This is a genomic window from Mucilaginibacter boryungensis, assembly GCF_015221995.1.
GTDB lineage: Bacteria > Bacteroidota > Bacteroidia > Sphingobacteriales > Sphingobacteriaceae > Mucilaginibacter > Mucilaginibacter boryungensis.
In genome coordinates this window covers 1,633,942-1,649,894 of sequence record NZ_JADFFM010000001.1, presented here as the reverse complement: position 1 = coordinate 1,649,894, position 15,953 = coordinate 1,633,942, and the positions used below count along the sequence as shown (strand labels likewise).

The following is a 15,953-nucleotide window of genomic DNA, read 5'->3' as shown; positions in this document are numbered from 1 at the left end:
TAAACTTTAAGCCACAACAACACAATGATAAATAAACAGGCAATAACGGGATTTTTGAAAACACTAATTGTAACACATTTGTGTTGTGTAGCTTTACAAGGCAGTGCACAGCAACAAATTTCTCTGGCCGGAAATTGGAAAGTGAAACTCGACCCTCAGAATGCAGGCTTACAGCAAAAATGGTATACTCAAAAATTTGAAGAATCTATAAAACTGCCCGGTACACTGGACGATGCGGGCATGGGCAAAAAAAGCACTCTTACGGCCGATACCCTAACCAGGGAAGTAGTGCTTGAATTAACGAGGAAGCATTCCTATATAGGGCCGGCCTGGTATTCAAAAGAAGTTCAGGTTCCATCAAACTGGAAAGATAAGGATATAAGCCTTTATTTAGGGCGGGTAATATGGCATACACAGGTTTGGGTTGATGGGCGCGCAGCCGGTTCGGCAGAAAGTTTAAGCGTACCTCAACGCTTTGATCTCAGTACCTTCCTTACACCAGGAAAACATCTGATTGTTATGCGTATTGACAATTCCAAACAATATGACATCAGCCATAAAAATTACGCGCATGCCTATACCGACGGCACACAAATTATCTGGAACGGTGTAATAGGAAAGATTGACCTGGTTTCGCATAACAGGGTGAAAATTAATGGTATAGAAACCTATCCGGATGTTAAAAATTCATCTGTCACGCTATCTGTTGATTTACAGAATGATCTAAACAATCCGATTCATAAAACTTTAAGGCTGCGGGTATTCGAAAAGGATAAAAAACAGGTTTATGATCAGAAAATTGCTTTAAATATTCCTCCGGGACAATATAAAAGGGATATAAAAATAAACCTGGGCAAAGCAGCTTTGTTATGGGATGAGTTTAATCCCAATTTATATAAAGTTACTGCAGAAATACTTGATGAACGATCTGGTTTACAGGATAAGTTAGCCACAACCTTCGGTATGCGTGAAATTACACATGATAATAACATATTACGTGTAAACGGCCGGCAGATCTATTTAAGAGGAACGCTTGAATGCGATATTTTCCCATTGACCGGGCACCCCCCAATGGATAAAAGCGGCTGGCTAAAGGTGTTCAACACAGCAAAAGAATATGGCCTTAACCATATTCGTTTCCATTCCTGGTGCCCTCCTGACCCCGCATTTGAAGTTGCCGATTCTTTAGGCTTTTATTTACAGATAGAGCTGCCTTTATGGAGTTTAAAAGTGGGTAGTGACACCTCAACATGCAAGTTTATAGAAGATGAGGCCCTGCGTATCAGTAAGGAATATGGCAACCATCCTTCATTCTGTTTATGGTCAATGGGAAATGAACTTGAAGGGGATTTTAATTGGCTGACAAAGTTAATGCTGAATTTAAAAGCCAAAGACAAACGGCATTTATATACTACTACTACCATGTCCTTTCAAAAGGGCCACGGTGCCTGGCCAGAAACTGATGATGATTTTTTTATCACCCAGCGTACTAAAAAGGGATGGGTAAGAGGACAAGGAATATTTAATACTTATCCGCCAGAATTTTCTACGGATTATACCAACGCCCTTGCCGGAATGCCGGTGCCGATGATCACACACGAGATGGGCCAGTATTCGGTTTATCCCAATATGGACGAGATCAAAAAATATACAGGCGTACTTGATCCGCTTAATTTTAAAGCTATACGGCATGATCTTCAGAATAAAGGCATGCTTAATTTGGCCCGAGATTTTATGTTGGCCAGTGGTAAGTTTTCAGCTAATTTATACAAGGAAGAAATAGAGCGCAATCTTAAAACCAGGGGAATGAGTGGTTTTCAATTACTGGATCTGCATGATTTTCCCGGACAAGGAACTGCACTGGTAGGTATCCTGGATGCATTTTGGGATAGCAAAGGTTTGATCACTCCGCAAGAACAGCGTATGTATTGCGCCCCGGTAGTGCCTTTAATCCGCTTTCCGAAGGCTGTTTATACAAGTGCAGAACAATTTGAGGCCCTGGCCGAAGTAGCCAATTTTAGCAAAGGTAATCTAAAACATATTACCCCTGTTTGGAACGTTAAGGACGGACAAGGCAAAGTACTGTTCAATGGCGTTTTAAATAGTAAGGACATACCTGTTGGTAATGGTATAGCGTTAGGTAAATTTGGTTTCAATCTTAAAAATATATTAAAGGCGCAGCAGTTAACTATACTGCTGGAACTCAAGGGCACTACATATAAAAACAGCTGGAATATCTGGGTGTATCCTGAAAAAGTAGAAACAGGAATCAAAGGGATAATACGCACCAGTTCGCTTAAAAATGCATTGGTATATTTAAACCAGGGCAAAACCGTATTGCTGAACCCTGATACGGCAAGCATTATAGGTGTAACAGGGCGTTTCGCGCCTGTATTTTGGAGTCCGGTACATTTTCCAAATCAGCCGGGAACAATGGGAATATTGTGTGATCCGAAACAACCTGCTTTATCAAATTTTCCTACTGATTTTTATAGTAACTGGCAATGGTGGGATTTAATTGCGTCATCAAAAACAATGGTGATTGATTCCCTCCCGGCCCTGAAACCTATTGTAAGGGTGATCGATAATTTTTATAAAAACAGGAAAATGGCAAATGTACTGGAAGCCCGCGTAGGCCCAGGCAAACTGATCATAGTGTCAATGGACATTTCACATAATTTAGATAAAAGGCCTGCAGCCAGGCAGCTTCGTTACAGTTTGGAGCAATATATGAGCAGCGGTAATTTTAATCCTGTTGTTGAATTAAATGCCGGGCAGTTGATGTATCTGGTAAATGAAAAATAAGATTATTTTATTGAAGATGTAACGAATCAATGGCTTTAAAGAGAAATAAATAGCGTTAATGTTTGGGTCAGCGCAAAACTATTTCACTTCATTTTGATTACAATTTTCCCCTTGGCCCTGCCACTTTCAACATAGGTTATCGCGTCTTTGATAGATTCGAACGGGAAAACTTTGTCGATAACGGGTTTTATAATGCCGGAACTTATAAGCGAGGTAATTTCCTTTAACTGCTCTCCGCTGGCCTTCATAAATAAAAATGAGAAGCCCACCTTAAGCCGTTTTGCTTGCTTCCTTACTCCCCGGCTCAAAAAGTGAATAATTAATTTTATGAACCAGGGAGATTTGATTTCTTCAGCAAAAGCCGGATCAGGAGGACCGGAGATTGAGATGAGCTGTCCACCAGGCTTTAATACCCGCAGTGATTTTTCGAGTGTTTTTCCATCCTGGCTATTTAAAACCAGGTCGTAATCATGCAGCACTTTCTCAAAGTCATCTTTCTTGTAGTCAATCACAACATCTGCACCAAGGCTTTTTACCAATTCCATGTTGCCCGCACTTGTGGTAGTGGCTACGGTAGCCCCCAGATGCTTTGCCAGTTGTATAGCAAATGTTCCCACACCACCGGAACCAGCCTGAATGAAAACTTTCTGCCCTTTCTTCAGTTTTCCTATTTCGACCAGTGCTTGCCAGACGGTTAAGCCAACAAGTGGAACGGATGCCGCTTCTTCCATGGTTAAGTTCTTTGGCTTAATCGCAATATCTGCTTCCCTGATCGCAATAAATTCGGCAAACGTACCGATGTGATGATCTGCTGGTCGCGCATAAACCTCGTCACCAACTTTAAATCGCTGCACCCTTGCCCCCACCTTAGTTATAATGCCCGCCACATCATGACCTAATATAAACGGCGTTTTATAAGGTAAAAAAAGTTTAAACTCTCCGTCTCTGATCTTTGAATCCAATAGGTTTACAGCAGCAGCATGTACTTCTACCAATACTTCATCAGGCTGAAGCTCCGGAAGGGGCATTTGCCCAATTCGCCCGCCGTCTTTACTTTTATATTTATCTATGATGAATGCTTTCATTTTTTCGTTTTAATGTGTGATTCTTTATTAACACTATTTTGAATTGTTAACCGATCTGAGAATGGATTTCTCGAAAACCTTATAGGCGAAATGTTGAAGCAGGAGCACGATTGATGATCCTTTTCCGACAGGGTAACCAAACTTTGGATTTTTTTCTTTTACTGCTTGCAGCAAAGCAGCAACAACCGGCGCTGGCTCGGGGGCCTTATCAAATGCACTTTTGGTATATGCGGTTACCTTTTGCCTGAACGCGTCATAATCTGTGATACTTCCAGCTGCAATAGTTCCACTCTCGCCGATATTGGTTTTAAAACTCATCGGCTCAAGCATAACCACCTTGATGTTAAACTGGTTCAATTCAAACCGAAGTGATTTAAAGTAACCCTCAAGGGCATGTTTGGAAGCCGCGTAATAGGCTACATTTGGAAGGCCCACCAAACCCAGCAGGGAACCAATTGTTATTATTTTCCCATGTTTTTGCTTCCTGAAATAGGGTAGCAATTCGTTAGTTAATTTAATGGTACCCCAAAAGTTAGTTTCAAACTGCTGTTTACCTAAGTCAATCGGGGTCTCTTCGGCAAGTCCGTTTACTAAGTAACCTGCATTATTGATCAGCACATCCAATTGGCTGATATGACTGAATAGCTGTTTGCCAAAGGATGCTATGGACCGGTCGTCATTCAGATCCAATGGCAGTAGCTTGAAGGGTAATTTAACCTGGTATTTTTCCGGACTACGGCTTGTGCCGATTACCTTGTAGCCATTTTCGTGTAGCTTGCTGGCGACAAGCAGACCGATGCCAGACGAGGCACCTGTGATCAATACTGTTTTTCCATTCATTTTGGTGGTTTTATTTTAGACTTTTTAGTATATTTTGTTACGATTTTTTATTTTTTTTCTTCCTCAATTGGGAGTTGTTTCCGCTTGCTTTAGGACATTTGTTAAAAAAGACTTTTTAGTATATTTTATATTAAAAAATTATATTACGTAGCTCTCCAATTCAGCCTTCAGGCTTTTGAGCAAACCCTGCATCGGTTTTGCTGTATTCATCGCTCTACACATCACAACAGCACCTTCAACAGCAGCCACTGCCTTGAACGCGTAAAGAGGCGCATCCAACTTGTCGGAAAACTCGCCGTTAACTATTCCCTGATTTAAAATATTGACAAACATTTCCTGTCCATGCCGGATTATACCGCCTATTTTTTCCTTAATGGCCGGGAAATTATCATCAGATTCTACAGCGATATTAAATACCGGGCATCCACCTTTAAGGTAAGTATTTATAGGATCTTTATAAAAATCGAGGAAGGCAAATACCTTAGCCTTAGCTGTTTTAGCCTGATTGATGGTCAGTGACATTTTTTCACCATTAGTATTCAGCATATAGTCAACTACCTGCAAGGCCAGGTCTTCCTTACTTTCAAAATGACCGTAAAGGCATCCCTTAGTCAGTTTAGCAGCAGCAAGCACATCGTCTATATTCGCGCCGGATATCCCTTTCTGATTAAAAATGGGGGCCGCCGTTTCCAGGATAAACTGTTTTGTTCGTTCCGCTTTAGTAAGCATGGTTATATGATTTTGGAAACAAAAATATACTAAAAAGTTTATTTTATTACTGTGATTTTAAATTTAAATTGTTTATGACTCAAATATGATATTTATTGAATGGAAAGTTTAACAATTTACCTGAAACCAGTACCAACGATCGTAATACTCAGGAAAATGATACGCTTAAAAAACAAAAACCGCCTTAGTTGATGCAAAGACGGTTTTCTAAATTTTGTGACCTGGGAGAGGCTCGAACTCTCGACCCACTGATTAAGAGTCAGTTGCTCTACCAACTGAGCTACCAAGTCGTTTCCCTATAATAACGGGATGGCAAATATACAGGAAAAATTGAAATCCGCTAATGCCATTACCGGCATTAGTTAGGCATACATTTCGGCGCGCTGTTTTTCTACAGCGTCGCTGGCAATGTATTCGTCGTAAGTCATTAATTTATCTATTATCCCGGTTGGTGTTAATTCAATAATGCGATTAGCCACGGTTGATGTTAACTCATGATCTCGCGAAGTAAACAGCATGGTACCCCTAAAATCCTTCATGCCATTGTTCAGCGCGGTGATGGATTCCAGATCGAGGTGGTTGGTTGGTTCATCAAATAACAGCACGTTGGCCTGCTGTAACATCATACGGCTGAACATACAACGCATTTTCTCGCCGCCGGATAATACATTGCTTTTCTTAAGCACTTCCTCGCCCGAGAAAAGCATACGCCCCAAAAAGCCACGGATAAACTGATCGTCCTTCTCCCCTGTTGAATATTCGCGCAGCCAGTCTATCAGGTTTTCATCCTTACCCTTAAAATATTCGGAGTTGTCCATAGGGATATCGGCAATATTAATAGTAACGCCCCATTTAAATTCGCCTTTAAAATCCTTGTCGCGCCCGGTAAGTATCTCATAAAAGGCGGTGGTGGCCAGGCTGTTTTGCGATAGGACCGCAATCTTATCACCTTTATTTACGGTAAAATTTATGTCACCAAACAACACTTCCCCGCCCAATTTTTTACTTAGTTTTTCGACCTGCAATATCTGGTCGCCGGCTTCGCGGCCCTGGTTGTTAAATATAATTCCCGGGTACTTACGGTTAGATGGTTTGATCTCATCAAGGTTGATCTTATCCAGCGCCTTTTTACGGCTGGTAGCTTGTTTCGATTTAGATGCGTTGGCACTAAACCTGCGGATAAAATCCTGCAGCTCCTTCACGCGGTCTTCCATCTTTTTATTTTGGTCGGCACGCTGTTTTAAAGCCAGCTGACTTGATTCGTACCAGAACGAATAGTTACCGGTATAAATGGTCATTTTAGAGAAATCAATATCTACTACGTGGGTACACACGGTATCCAGAAAGTGCCTGTCGTGCGATACTACCAGTACAATCGCTTCATAGCTTGCTAAAAAGTCTTCCAGCCAGCTAATGGTGTGGATATCCAAATCGTTGGTAGGCTCATCCAGCAGTAATATATCGGGGTTACCAAACAGGGCCTGTGCTAATAAAACACGTACCTTCTGGTTACCATCCAGTTCTTTAAGTAATTTATAGTGCAGGTCTTCTTTTATGCCAAGGTTACTTAATAAAGTAGCGGCATTACTTTCAGCATTCCAGCCATCCATTTCGGCAAACAGGTTTTCCAGTTCACCCGCACGTTCGCCGTCTGCATCGCTAAAATCTTCTTTTAAGTAAATAGCATCTTTTTCCTGGCGCACATCGTATAATTCCTTGTGGCCCATCATTACGGTTTCAATTACCGGAAACTCATCAAATGCATAGTGATTTTGGGTAAGGACGGCCATACGTTCGCCCGGCGTAAAAGATACCGAGCCGCTTGTCGGGTCAATTTCGCCTGAAAGTATTTTCATAAAGGTTGATTTCCCGGCACCGTTAGCACCAATTATCCCATAACAGTTTCCTTGCGTAAATTTTAAATTAACATCCTCAAATAAAGTACGCTTGCCATAGCGCAAGGAAAGATTAGATACCGTAATCATATATATACATTGAATTTTGCGCAAAAATAAGGTTATTCTCTTTTATTTCAGCTTAATTATTAAGCAATATTACATTCCCGCAAGGAAAAGGCATTTTCCACCTATTACAATACTATATTGTAAATATTTTCACAAAATTTTATCCATAATTAAAACAAAGAGTTATTTAATTACGTTATAAGGACATACATTTTACCAATGATAACATTGTAGTATTAAATGTTGCCTAACATTCAATATTGCATAACCTAAAATGACTATGACGGTTTTAATTATAAGTTTAATTTTGATCAACATTGTATTGGCTATCCGTAATGTTGAGAACAGGAATGTTTATTGATTTTTTTTGTTTTCGGTAAGCCACTAAAAAAGTATTTAAGTCAAATTGCCTTGTTTCTGGCAATTTGTACATTAAATTCCTGATGGCTATTAATAACATAAATCCGTGGAACACACTAAACCTGCGGATTTTTATTTACCCCAATTGGCCGGATCTTCGCGCCATTGTTTCAGCAACTCAACATTTTCAGGCAATATATACTGGCCTTCTTCGGCAAACTTTAATAACGCGTTATAGTTTGATAGGGTTACAAACCTGCATTTAGCTTTCTTAAAATTCTCTTCGGCAATATCAAAACCATACGTAAATATGGCAGCCATACCAGCTACGTCGTGCCCTGCTGCGCGCAATGCTTCTACAGCCTGCAAACTGCTTTTACCGGTTGAAATCAGGTCTTCAATTACTACAATCCGCTCACCGGTTTTAATTTCACCTTCAATCATACTTCCTGTGCCGTGCTCTTTAGGTTTCGAACGTACATAGGCAAATGGCAAACCCAACTCCTGCGCTACCAATGCGCCTTGAGGAATACCAGCTGTAGCCACCCCGGCAATACAACCAACTGAACCAAATTCATCCTGTATCAGCTGTGTTAATTGTTGGCGGATATAGGTACGGATGGCGGGATGAGAAAGTGTTACACGATTATCACAATAAATTGGCGACTTCCATCCCGATGCCCAGGTAAAAGGATTATTAGGTTGTAATTTTATTGCTTTAATTTGCAGCAGAAACTCGGCTACTTTTTGTTCAGTTTCAGTTTTATTAAACATGGCCCAAAAATACAGAATTTATATCAACGAAAAGGTTTTACTCATCACAACTGTACAACCCAAGCACCCCGAAAATTTCCAGCGGCTTGACAATCAGTTTTTTGACTTAAAAACTATTTATGCACAAGTTGTTAATCAGCATAAAAATAAACGCTTTTATATTTTGTGTAATAACGCGAAGGCCTTTTTAAAGAAGATAAAAAAATCGGTAATGTTAATTGAAGCTGCGGGAGGTTTGGTAAAAAATCCCGAAGGTGATTACCTGTTTATTTACCGTAACGACAAATGGGACATCCCGAAAGGCAAACTGGAAAAAGGTGAAAAGAAGAAAGAAGGCGCCGTGCGCGAGGTTGAGGAGGAATGCGGGATAAAGGTTAGCAAGGCCGGCAAAAAAATTATTAATACCTATCACACTTACATATACAAAGGCGAGGTTGTACTAAAAAAAACCTACTGGTACAGCATGAAATATAAAGGCAGCGAACGCTTAAAGCCACAAATTGAAGAAGGGATTACGGAAGTACGCTGGTTTAACAAAGGGCATATGGAAGATATTAAGAACAATACCTTCCCATCTATTATGGATGTGCTGGAAAAAGTAGGCTTGCTTAAAGGTACGCCAACGCTTCTTTAGGGATAAACTGGCTTACATCGCCATTGTGCTTCATAATCTCGCGCACAATTGTTGAACTGATAGATGAATAGCCTGGCTTGCTTACAATAAATATACTTTCAATATCGGGCGCCAGCGCATGGTTCATTTGCGCTATAGCTTTTTCATATTCAAAATCGGATACCGTACGGATGCCCCTGATCATGTATTTGGCGTTGATGCTTTTACAAAAATCTACCGTAAGCCCTTCATAAGCTATTACATGTATACGCGGTTCTGTTTCAAACACCGCCCGCAGCATTTGCTCGCGCTTTTCTATACTTAAAAAGCCAGGTTTGGTACTATTGGCGCCAATGCCTATGTAAACTTTATCGAACAGGTTGACCGAGCGTTTTACAATATCGACATGGGCCTTGGTAACGGGATCGAACGAGCCTGGGAAAAGCGCTATTTTCATGGATGCTGGCTTTTAAGTTGTATCACAAATCTATAAATCATTCCCGTTAATTTCATTTCTGAAAAACGAAAAAGACGAATGCCCGTATTTACGCTGTTCGCTAAAGGCGGGATGGTTGCTCAGGTTTTGCATGGATTGATGCTCGATGATCAAAATACCATCAGCAGATAATAAGTTTTTGCTGAATACCAGCTTAGCTATCTCGGGAATCCGGCTCAGGTCGTAGGGTGGGTCGGCAAATATCAAATCGTAGGGTTCGGTCTCCAGTTCCAGGAATTTGAAAACATCTGCATTGTAGGTTTTTATCTGTTCAAGACCGTGCTGGCGTGCCATATCTTTCAGAAAATGCACACAGCGGACGCTTTTATCAACCGAAATAACTTCCGATGCATCGCGCGATGCAAACTCCAGCGATAGGTTTCCCGTACCGCTAAACAAATCGAGCACACGCAGGCCTTCTATATCAATTTGATTTTGCAGGATATTGAAAAGGGCTTCCTTAGCCAAATCGGTTGTGGGGCGCACGGGTAAACCTTTGGGTGGGTTAAGCCGCAATCCTTTTAACCGTCCGCCAATAATCCGCATCAGGCAAGCGCGGCTAATGACAGTACCTGATGAGACGGCACTCCCATTGGTACATCCGTCACTTTCAGGTCGCTATACTTAACTATCCTGAAAAACTCGTTCAGTTTCTGAAAATCACTGGCCGAGAAATTACCGCTTACAATAAGTGAGGCATAATCAGGCTCAATAGCTAATTGGTTGGCTACAAAAAGGGCGTAGTAAAGTATATCGTTCACATCGCTTATTTTAAAGCTGTTGAAAAAACGGACTTTCCCCTCGCTAAAATTGGCCATAGTAACCTGGTCGCAGCATACGTCGATAAAAATGGAAGTGTTAGCGGGGTCGTTTTTAGCAATAATCCCTAACCAGCCCCGGTAAGCCGGTACGGTATTTTGCAGGTTAAACCTTACAGCCAAAGCGTCGGACACGCTATGGTCTAACTTGTAAATGATCTGATTCTCATTATCCAGCTTAGCAGCGAATACCCTATCCTCGGCTTTTACATCCAGGTAACGGGCATATGCAGGGGTGGTTTCATCACTAACTAATTCAGACGGCACCAAGGTTAATGCATCGGGTATTAAACCTACTACCACCTTATTAAATGGGGCGGTTAAAATATCGCCCAGGGCTTCATCTTCGGCCAAATCTGTCAGGCTGCATTTATCTTTCCAGGCCAATACCCGGCCTTCTTCGGCAATCAGCAATGAAAATTCTGTTTTACCGGCTTTTATGTAAAGCACGGAATCATGGGCTTTGGCAAGGCTAAAGCTATCGTTACGATAAGTAAAAGAGTATTCGCTCATATACGGTTACAACAAAAGTAATATTTTTCTATTACCTAATTCATTTACTTATCACCATTTTTGTTGCGTGCAGCAGCAAGATCATATCCACAAGGCATTTCCCTTTGAGCCCAATGCTCAGCAGGCCGAGTTATTTGGTTTGCTGCATCAGTTTTTAATAGCCGATGACGGCGACGAATGCTTTATCCTGCGCGGTTACGCCGGTACAGGTAAAACCACCATAATTGGCGCGCTGGTTAAAGCATTGAAATACTACAACTTTAAATATGTGCTGCTGGCCCCTACCGGCCGCGCGGCCAAGGTAATGACCAGTTACTCTGGCCGTAAAGCGTTTACCATTCATAAACGTATTTATCGCAAAAAATCGGCGTTGAATGTAGATGAGTCCTTTATGCTGGGCGATAACATGGCCTCGCAAACGCTGTTTATTGTTGATGAAGCCTCGATGATATCCGATGAGATCAGCGGCAACAACCGGGAGACGCTATTGCAGGACCTGATCAACTACGTATACAACACCAACAACTGTAAACTGATGCTGGTAGGCGATACTGCCCAGTTGCCTCCCGTAGGCTCTGAATACAGCCCTGCACTGGATGCCAGGCTGATGAAAGACCAGTTTGGGTTAACCATTTTCAGCTATGAATTAACAGAAGTTCTGCGCCAGCAAAAAGATTCGGGCATTTTATTGAATGTAACCGGTATACGCGAGATCATCCGTAAAGGAAAAGAAAACATGCCTAACATTGTTACCAAAGGTTACAAGGATGTTTTCCGTATGACGAGCGAGAAACTGGAGGAAGGCCTGAATTACGCCTACAATAAGTATAGCGATGAAAGCACGCTGGTTATCTGCCGCAGCAATAAGAACGCGAACCTGTATAACCGGCAAATTCGCGGGCGCATTTTGTTTCGCGATGAGGAACTGACCGGGGGCGACCAGGTGATGATTGTAAAGAACAATTATTTTTGGCTGCAGGCGAACGAGGAGGGCAGCACCGGTTTTGTTGCCAATGGCGATATTGGCCGGATACGCAAAGTGCGCCGTTTTGAAGAGATGTACGGTATGCGCTTTGCCGATGTACAACTGGAACTTACCGATTATACCGAAGATACCACTATTAACTGCAAAGTACTGATGGATACGCTGTATTCCGAGTCGCCAGCGTTGCAACCTATAGATCAGAAGCGGTTTTACCTGGAGGTGATGAAGGATTATGAGCATATCCCCAGCCGTAAATTACAGCACGAAGAACTAAAACAAAACCCTTATTATAACGCATTGCAGATCAAGTTTGCCTATGCCATTACCTGCCACAAAGCCCAGGGCGGCCAGTGGGATGCTGTATTTGTTGACCAGGGTTACCTGACCGACGAAATGGTAAACACCGACTTTTTACGCTGGTTCTATACTGCCTGTACCCGTGCCACAAAAGAGCTTTACCTGGTAAACTTCAGCGATAAGTTTTATCAGACCAAATTAGATGAGGAGTAAACGCATATTCAACGTGAACAGTCATTTGTGATTTGAATATGCATTGAAACAAAAAAAGCGTTCGTTATAAAAACGAACGCTTTCTGGGGCCCGAAAATCCGGGGAGGCATTTCGGGGTGTGCCTTGTTTATTCTGCCCTATAGTATTCAAACTCCTCGTGGCAATCATGGCAATAAGCCTTGCCAACAGGATCGCTATAACTTTTATAAGCCCTTATAGCACCAACCGTAAACAAAGGCAGTGCGAATAGATAATAGCCCACTGCGGTAAACAGTGCTGGTACAAAAAAACCGATACCCACCACGGCTATAGCAAGCCCAATAATAATCTGCGTAGTTTTACTAATGGTTTTTATGCGATGACCCTGGCAATGCGGGCAGTGTACGTGCGTTTTCATAGATAGTGTTTTTAATAAAAATGCAAATACTATACCGTACTGGTTACCAATATTGTTAAAACACCATCGTAACAATGCCTACACTTAAATTTAGATTGTATTTACCTATATTTCTTCTAAATTTGGGCTTCCCCGGCTTATATTATCAATGAAACACATCCAAAAGTTATTTCCTGCTATTACCCTGCTCGCGTTCGGTACCGCCTGCCACCGTATTAATCACAGTACAACTGTCACCGATAACGAACAGGCGAAATACCACAACGCTTATGACGATAGCACGCTTAACCGCACCCTCTTACCCGTACTGATGCCTTATAATCGTATTATTAGTCCGGCAGGGACGGTGCTGCGCTATGGCGACAACGCGTCGGAGAACCACAGCCTAGATGTTAAACTGATACCCGGCACCGATTGGGTTGCGGTTGAAGACAGGTATGGCTTGGCCGTTATTGATATTAATAAACAAACCATTATCGACCGCTGGGAATACAACTCGGACACGAAATATCGCGGCACGCTAAGCACCTATTCGGGCGTGGAGGTTTATAAAACCCCCGATGGCACTTTTAAAATATTATGGAGCGCGGCAAATCCCGGCAGCAAACAATCGTACGTAATGGAATTAAGCTGGGACGGCAACAAACTAACCCCCGGCCGCAGTTTTGTCCTTAAACCGGAAGGCGCTTCTCCTCTTGCCCTGCCCAATGAATTGTTAATAGATAACCAGCAAGGCGCCAATTACCTATACGTAGTACTGAACGGCAACAACCAATTGTTAAAAATTGATTGGGATAAACAAACCATTATATGGAAAAAGCCTACCGGCGTTGCCCCCTATGGCATTACTATGGCCAACCATAACCTGTATGTAAGTAACTGGGGCGGCCCCATCCCAACCGATACAGCAGGTAAGGAAACAGCAGGTGTGCCTTATGGTAATGCTTATATCAACCCTAAAACCGGGGGCGTAAACCGCGGTACGGTGTCCATTTTTAATAGCGAAACCGGCGCATTGGTTAAGGAAATTGAAACCGGGCTGCATCCCAGCGATCTGGTAACCAGTCCCGATAAAAAGTATGTATATGTGGCTAACGGCAACAGTGATAATATTTCGGTGATTGATGCAGCGAGCAACACTATAACTGCTGTGCTTGATGCGCGCTTAAACCCTGGCGACAAAGGCTTTATCGGCGATACGCCCAATGCCCTGGCTATCAGTGCCGACGGAAAGACACTTTATGTAGCCAATGGATTGGATAATGCCGTGGCTGTTATCGATATCGGCAATAAAAAAACCAAAGGCTTCATCCCTACCGAGGCTTACCCCGGCGGCTTGGCTATTAAAGATAACACCCTGCTGGTTACCAACCTGGAGGGCGAAGGCTCGCGGGTGGATGTTAAAGATATAAAACGCCGCCCCGGCGATGTACCCGTTACTGCTACCGGCAGCGCGTTTAACAGCCATCATCAACTGGCTACTGTTTCATTCATTAAAATGCCTGATGATGCCCAACTGGCCGCTTACACTGAAAATGTGAACCAATTGAACCTGATATATCGTACCCAACTGGCGCATTTGCTGCCGCGAAAAGATAAAGCGCCGGTGCCTGTGCCCGAGCGTATTGGCGAACCTTCGGTTTTTGAGCATGTGATATATATTATTAAAGAGAACCGTACTTACGACCAGGTACTGGGCGATATGAAGGAAGGCAACGGACGGGCCGACCTGTGCATATTTGGCAACGAGGTAACCCCCAACGAACATCAGCTGGCACGCGATTTTTTATTGATGGATAATTATTACGCCTCGGGCAAGTCATCAGCCGAGGGGCATCAATGGACAGACGCCGCTATGCCCAGCGATTATGTGGAACGTAATGTACGCGCCTGGTTCCGCAGTTACCCCCACGTGCAAACCGACGCGATGGTGTACAACAAAAATGGCTTTATCTGGAACAATGCCGCTGACCATGGTAAAAACGTACGCATTTATGGCGAAGCTTGTTTACCCCACTTTAAAAAAGGCACAACCTGGTCGGACGTTTATGCCGGTTATCAGGCGGGTAAACCTTTCCAGTTTACTAATACTACCACTATTTCTCGCGTGCGACCATTGTTGTCGCCAATTTACCCGGGGTTCGATGGCTTTGAAATTAATGACCAGGTGCGCGCCAGCGCCTTTTTAAAAGAATTTAAAGACTATGAAAACCAACCCGGTGATAAACTGCCGCAACTGATGATCATGGCGCTACCGTCAGACCATACCGGGGGTACCCGCGTTGGGTTACCTACGCCACGCGCTATGGTGGCCGATAACGATTTGGCCTTGGGCCGTATTGTGGAAACTGTCAGTAAAAGCCGGTTCTGGAAAAACACGGTGATATTTGTTACCGAGGACGACTCGCAAGCTGGCTGGGACCATGTTTCGGCCTATCGCACTACAGGTTTTGTGATCAGCGCCTACAGCCGGTTAAAGCAAACAGTGCATACCAATTATAACCAAACCTGTGTTGTGCGCACTATTGAGCAGATATTGGGCATACCACCCATGAACGTGGTTGATGCTACTGCCCTGCCCATGTTTAAATGTTTTACCGGCAGGCCTGATATGGCTTTTACTTACCAGCATCAGCCTAACCGCATTCCGCTTAACGAAATGAACCAGAAGCTATCGGCACTGAAAGGGAAAGACCTTTATTATGCCCGCCAATCCATGCGCCCCGAGTTTAACCATATAGATGGCGGCAACGATGACCTGCTAAATAAAATCATCTGGAACTCGGTAAAAAAGAACAAACCCTACCCGCAAAAATTAGCTGGTACTGATGTGGATGATGATGACTAATATCAGGAACCCAAGCTTATGCTCACACAATACTAACAACGTCCTTGTGAGGAACGAAGCAATCTCCAAACTATGCAAATCGCTCTGCTAATCGGGAGATTGCTTCGTTCCTCGCAAGGACGAAATGAAAAATATGTTGTCTAATAAGCGCTCCCGCAATCCGCATATCAAAGTGTAACAGCGTATCTCCCTCACCCTGCCAAAACCTTAATCCAC

The 15,953-nt window shown here is 42.8% G+C and carries 13 protein-coding genes and 1 tRNA gene; 4 read left to right on the top strand and 10 right to left on the bottom strand.

Annotated elements, in window-relative coordinates; translation table 11 throughout:
• Nucleotides 1-24: 24 nt before the first annotated feature.
• Nucleotides 25-2,805, top strand: coding sequence for a sugar-binding domain-containing protein (locus IRJ18_RS06980; protein ID WP_194105470.1), 2,781 nt, complete (start codon nt 25-27; stop codon nt 2,803-2,805).
• 83 nt (nt 2,806-2,888) lie between these two features.
• Here IRJ18_RS06980 and IRJ18_RS06975 read toward each other — a convergent pair whose 3' ends face one another.
• From IRJ18_RS06975 to pyrE, 6 genes are all read right to left on the bottom strand, one after another.
• Nucleotides 2,889-3,890 carry an NADP-dependent oxidoreductase gene (locus IRJ18_RS06975; protein ID WP_194105469.1) on the bottom strand — a complete coding sequence of 334 codons (1,002 nt, stop codon included), beginning with the start codon at nt 3,888-3,890 and terminating at the stop codon, nt 2,889-2,891.
• Between the two features lie 33 nt (nt 3,891-3,923).
• Nucleotides 3,924-4,730, bottom strand: coding sequence for an SDR family NAD(P)-dependent oxidoreductase (locus tag IRJ18_RS06970; protein ID WP_194105468.1), 807 nt, complete (start codon nt 4,728-4,730; stop codon nt 3,924-3,926).
• A gap of 138 nt (nt 4,731-4,868) precedes the next feature.
• Nucleotides 4,869-5,459: a TetR/AcrR family transcriptional regulator gene (locus IRJ18_RS06965; RefSeq protein WP_194105467.1), complete on the bottom strand. Its 591-nt coding sequence runs from the start codon at nt 5,457-5,459 to the stop codon at nt 4,869-4,871.
• 217 nt (nt 5,460-5,676) lie between these two features.
• Nucleotides 5,677-5,749 (bottom strand) — tRNA-Lys (locus IRJ18_RS06960).
• Between the two features lie 72 nt (nt 5,750-5,821).
• Nucleotides 5,822-7,444 (bottom strand): ABC-F family ATP-binding cassette domain-containing protein, encoded by a 1,623-nt coding sequence (locus tag IRJ18_RS06955; protein WP_194105466.1) that lies wholly within the window; start codon nt 7,442-7,444, stop codon nt 5,822-5,824.
• A gap of 471 nt (nt 7,445-7,915) precedes the next feature.
• Complete coding sequence (gene pyrE, locus IRJ18_RS06950) at nt 7,916-8,557, bottom strand: orotate phosphoribosyltransferase (RefSeq protein WP_194105465.1); 642 nt, start codon at nt 8,555-8,557, stop codon at nt 7,916-7,918.
• Here pyrE and IRJ18_RS06945 point away from each other — a divergent pair.
• The gene (locus IRJ18_RS06945; protein ID WP_194105464.1) at nt 8,556-9,191 is read left to right on the top strand and encodes an NUDIX hydrolase; all 636 of its coding nucleotides are present in this window, start codon (nt 8,556-8,558) and stop codon (nt 9,189-9,191) included. The two genes, pyrE and IRJ18_RS06945, sit on opposite strands and share 2 nt — an antisense overlap.
• Here the strand turns inward: IRJ18_RS06945 and coaD are convergent.
• Genes coaD through IRJ18_RS06930 form a run of 3 tightly spaced genes read right to left on the bottom strand, consistent with a single transcriptional unit; the run spans nt 9,166 to nt 10,997 of the window.
• The gene (gene coaD / locus IRJ18_RS06940; RefSeq protein ID WP_194105463.1) at nt 9,166-9,627 is read right to left on the bottom strand and encodes a pantetheine-phosphate adenylyltransferase; all 462 of its coding nucleotides are present in this window, start codon (nt 9,625-9,627) and stop codon (nt 9,166-9,168) included. The genes IRJ18_RS06945 and coaD overlap by 26 nt on opposite strands.
• A 30-nt stretch (nt 9,628-9,657) precedes the next feature.
• A complete protein-coding gene (gene rsmD, locus IRJ18_RS06935) occupies nt 9,658-10,212 on the bottom strand; it encodes a 16S rRNA (guanine(966)-N(2))-methyltransferase RsmD (protein WP_194105462.1) in 555 nt (184 codons plus the stop codon).
• Complete coding sequence (locus tag IRJ18_RS06930; RefSeq protein ID WP_194105461.1) at nt 10,212-10,997, bottom strand: DUF3822 family protein; 786 nt, start codon at nt 10,995-10,997, stop codon at nt 10,212-10,214. The genes rsmD and IRJ18_RS06930 overlap by 1 nt, the downstream gene beginning before the upstream one ends.
• Before the next feature lie 67 nt (nt 10,998-11,064).
• Between IRJ18_RS06930 and IRJ18_RS06925 the strand changes: the two genes are divergently transcribed.
• Complete coding sequence (locus IRJ18_RS06925; protein WP_194105460.1) at nt 11,065-12,492, top strand: ATP-dependent DNA helicase; 1,428 nt, start codon at nt 11,065-11,067, stop codon at nt 12,490-12,492.
• A gap of 127 nt (nt 12,493-12,619) precedes the next feature.
• On the opposite strand, the gene IRJ18_RS06920 is transcribed toward IRJ18_RS06925, so the two are convergent.
• Complete coding sequence (locus IRJ18_RS06920; protein WP_194105459.1) at nt 12,620-12,889, bottom strand: hypothetical protein; 270 nt, start codon at nt 12,887-12,889, stop codon at nt 12,620-12,622.
• Nucleotides 12,890-13,037: 148 nt separating this feature from the next.
• On the opposite strand from IRJ18_RS06920, the gene IRJ18_RS06915 reads away from it, so the two are divergent.
• Nucleotides 13,038-15,737, top strand: a complete 2,700-nt coding sequence (locus tag IRJ18_RS06915) for a bifunctional YncE family protein/alkaline phosphatase family protein (protein ID WP_194105458.1) — start codon at nt 13,038-13,040, stop codon at nt 15,735-15,737.
• The last annotated feature ends 216 nt before the right edge of the window (nt 15,738-15,953 follow it).